This is a genomic window from Neisseria sp. HMSC070H10, from assembly GCF_001837635.1.
Taxonomy (GTDB): Bacteria; Pseudomonadota; Gammaproteobacteria; order Burkholderiales; family Neisseriaceae; genus Neisseria; species Neisseria subflava_A.
Genome location: NZ_KV833390.1, coordinates 1 through 2,804 on the forward strand (window position 1 = coordinate 1; position 2,804 = coordinate 2,804).

The following is a 2,804-nucleotide window of genomic DNA, read 5'->3' on the forward strand; positions in this document are numbered from 1 at the left end:
ACACCCTGTCCGAATTGCTGGAACTGATTAACCGCCAATTGACCGAAAAAGGCTTAAAAATAGAGAAAGCATCCGCCGCCGTCATTGACGCCACCATTATTCAGACCGCCGGCAGCAAACAGCGTCAGGCTATAGAAGTCGATAACAAAGGACAAGTCAGCGGCCAAACCACACCGAGCAAAGACAAAGATGCTCGTTGGACAAAGAAAAACGGCCTCTACAGACTCGGTTACAAACAACATACCCGCACCGATGCGGAAGGCTATATCGAGAAACTGCATATTACCCCCGCCAATACCCATGAGTGCAAACACCTGTCTCCTTTGTTGGAAGGGATAGCCGAAGGTGAGACCGTCTATGCCAACAAAGGCTATGACAGTGAGGAAAACCAGAAACATCTGAAAGAGCATCAGTTACTGGACGGCATTATGCGCAAAGCCCACCGCAACCGTCCGCTGACGGAAGTGCAAACGAAGCGCAATCGACATCATACCGCCGCCCGACTGGCCGGTGGTGTAGAGCCGTTTGCCGTCGATGGGTAACTTGGTTTTCAAGTGTTTGATTAGGTTGATAGTGGCATCGAGATAGTTGGACGCGGTGCTGGTATCGTCCATAATAATTTCGTCAAACTCGGGCGCAATCACAAAGCAGGGATGCTGCGCCTGAAATTCGGGTGACGCCCACGCAATCGCGCCGTTGCCCTGATACAGCGGTACTTTGCGCCACATAAACGCGCTCCACCGTGCGCCCCGCCACGCCGTATTGCGACGGCTCAAGCACGGCGGCAGACACATCGGCGCGGTACTTCACCGCCACCGCCACCAGCCGCATCCCGTCGCCAAACACGCAGGTTACGGCGGCGGCCGATTCGACGGCATTATCCAACGCGCCGCCCAACGCAGCGCAGCCGCATATGCTCGAACCCGATACGACTGGGGTGGTATAGGTGCAAGCACCGTCAAACAGTCGCAGATGGGCGCAGTTGCATTGCCGAAAGGGAAAGCACCTGTCGGGGAAAATTTTTCCCAAGCCCAACAAGGACGGTACAGTTATGATTCACCGTACCACTCCCGCACTGTCAGAACGGAATTGGAACAGCGTTACGGCAAACAAAATGTCAAATCCTCGACAGTACCGCCGTCAAACGGCAAAAATGTCAAACTGGCAAACCAAAGCCACCCGAAGACCGGGGTGCCGTTTGACAGTAAAGGATTTCCAAATTTTGAGAAACACGTGAAATATGATACGAAGCTTGATATTCAAGAATTCAGGTCTAAGAGTTCGACAGGACAAATGAGGCTGGCAACCAAAGATTTGGCGGAAGCCATTAGGAAAGGACAGGTTCGCAAATCAAGCTTTAACACAGAACAATTAAGGGCAATTGAAAAAGGAGAATCTAAAATACCGGATTATACTTGGCATCATCATCAGGATACCGGACGTATGCAGCTTGTACCTGAAAAATCTCACCATGATACTGGTCATATCGGCTGGGAAGCGATGAATAAAGGAAGATAATTATGTGGAAAATTACGAAAGAGCAAGGTCAAGATTTAAGTTTTGCAACATATTGCTTATTATCGGCAGCAATTAATTTGCAAGAATTTAAATTATGGTTGGATAAGGTTGTCTTAGATATGCCTATTGATAATATACCTTTTTATATTTTTGATTTAATTGATCTTGAAGGAGTAGGAGATATTTATAATATTTTGGATTTTGTTCCGAATTCAGACTTATCTAAAGATCAAGATGACGCATTAACCGGCATTGCCTTCTTAAGGGGGGTAGATGTCTATGACCCTCCCGTTTCAAAAGAAAAAGCATTAAAAGCCTTAAAGAAACATCCTGAAATTTATCAGAGGTTTCAGCATTTCTTTCCATTTGTAGAACTGCCTCCGCTTTAGAGGGTAATGAGGTCGTCTGAAAAACATCAGACGACCTTTGGCATCATCATCAAGATACAGGAAGGATGCAATTGATTGGTGAAGACTTGCATCATGATACCGGCCATATTGGTTGGGAAGCGATGAGTAAAGGAAAGTGACTATGTGGAAAATCATAAAAGAGGATAGTGATGATTTAGGATTTGCAATTAAATGCTTATTCTCTCAATCTATTGATTTAAATGAATTCAAGTTATGGATTGAACAAGTAATACGCGATATGCCCATTGAGGACACCCCTTTTTATATTTTTGACTTGGCGGATTTCGATGGGGTAATTGCCGATATTGACAATATTGTAGGTTTTGTTTCGAGTTACAGCCTATCAAAATCGAAAAAAAAATGCCTTGACGGGTATTGCCTTCTTAAGGGGTATAGATGTCTATGACCCTCCCGTTTCAAAAGAAAAAGCGTTACAAGCCTTAGAAAAACATCCTGAAATTTATCAGAAGTTTCAGCATTTCTTTCCATTTGTAGAACTGCCTCCGCTTTAAAGGGTAAAAAGGTTGTCTGAAAAACATCAGACGACCTTTCCTTCATTTGAAACGGAATATTGAGAACTGAGTTCTTCAAAAATCCCACACCTGCTCCTTCCACGGCAGCACCTTGGTCAAAACGGCAGACGGCTACAATGAAAGCATCAACAATTGTTTTTGGCGGATTTTTTATTACAGATAATGGAGAACGAATCCAAATTCCTATTTTAGAAAATCCTAACATTAAAGAAATAAATAACTTTTTTTCTGTATCAAATTTTGAAAAAAAAGCCGGAGTCCTTGTTTTCAGAATTATTCCTGAGCCTGAATTTGGCAATAATGAATTAACTGAGACCTTTGCAAAATTCCCCAAAATCCCCTA

At 44.2% G+C, this 2,804-nt stretch carries 3 protein-coding genes and 4 pseudogenes; 6 read left to right on the forward strand and 1 reads right to left on the reverse strand.

Annotated features, from left to right (window positions below):
- Nucleotides 1-488 (forward strand): annotated as a pseudogene (locus HMPREF2606_RS10430) (transposase); the annotation flags it as partial.
- A gap of 136 nt (nucleotides 489-624) precedes the next feature.
- Here HMPREF2606_RS10430 and HMPREF2606_RS11275 read toward each other — a convergent pair.
- Nucleotides 625-831 (reverse strand): hypothetical protein, encoded by a 207-nt coding sequence (locus tag HMPREF2606_RS11275; RefSeq protein WP_234395980.1) that lies wholly within the window; start codon nucleotides 829-831, stop codon nucleotides 625-627.
- Between the two features lie 141 nt (nucleotides 832-972).
- Here HMPREF2606_RS11275 and HMPREF2606_RS11280 point away from each other — a divergent pair, with 141 nt between their 5' ends.
- From HMPREF2606_RS11280 to HMPREF2606_RS10455, 5 genes and pseudogenes are all read left to right on the forward strand, one after another.
- Entirely contained in the window at nucleotides 973-1,518 is a 546-nt protein-coding gene (locus HMPREF2606_RS11280) for an HNH endonuclease (RefSeq protein WP_283120635.1), read from the forward strand.
- Between the two features lie 2 nt (nucleotides 1,519-1,520).
- Nucleotides 1,521-1,907 carry a hypothetical protein gene (locus HMPREF2606_RS10445; protein ID WP_070583431.1) on the forward strand — a complete coding sequence of 129 codons (387 nt, stop codon included), beginning with the start codon at nucleotides 1,521-1,523 and terminating at the stop codon, nucleotides 1,905-1,907.
- 38 nt (nucleotides 1,908-1,945) lie between these two features.
- Nucleotides 1,946-2,047 (forward strand): annotated as a pseudogene (locus HMPREF2606_RS10845) (HNH endonuclease); the annotation flags it as partial.
- A gap of 2 nt (nucleotides 2,048-2,049) precedes the next feature.
- Nucleotides 2,050-2,440 (forward strand): annotated as a pseudogene (locus HMPREF2606_RS10450) (hypothetical protein).
- Between the two features lie 137 nt (nucleotides 2,441-2,577).
- Nucleotides 2,578-2,804 (forward strand): annotated as a pseudogene (locus HMPREF2606_RS10455) (hypothetical protein); the annotation flags it as partial.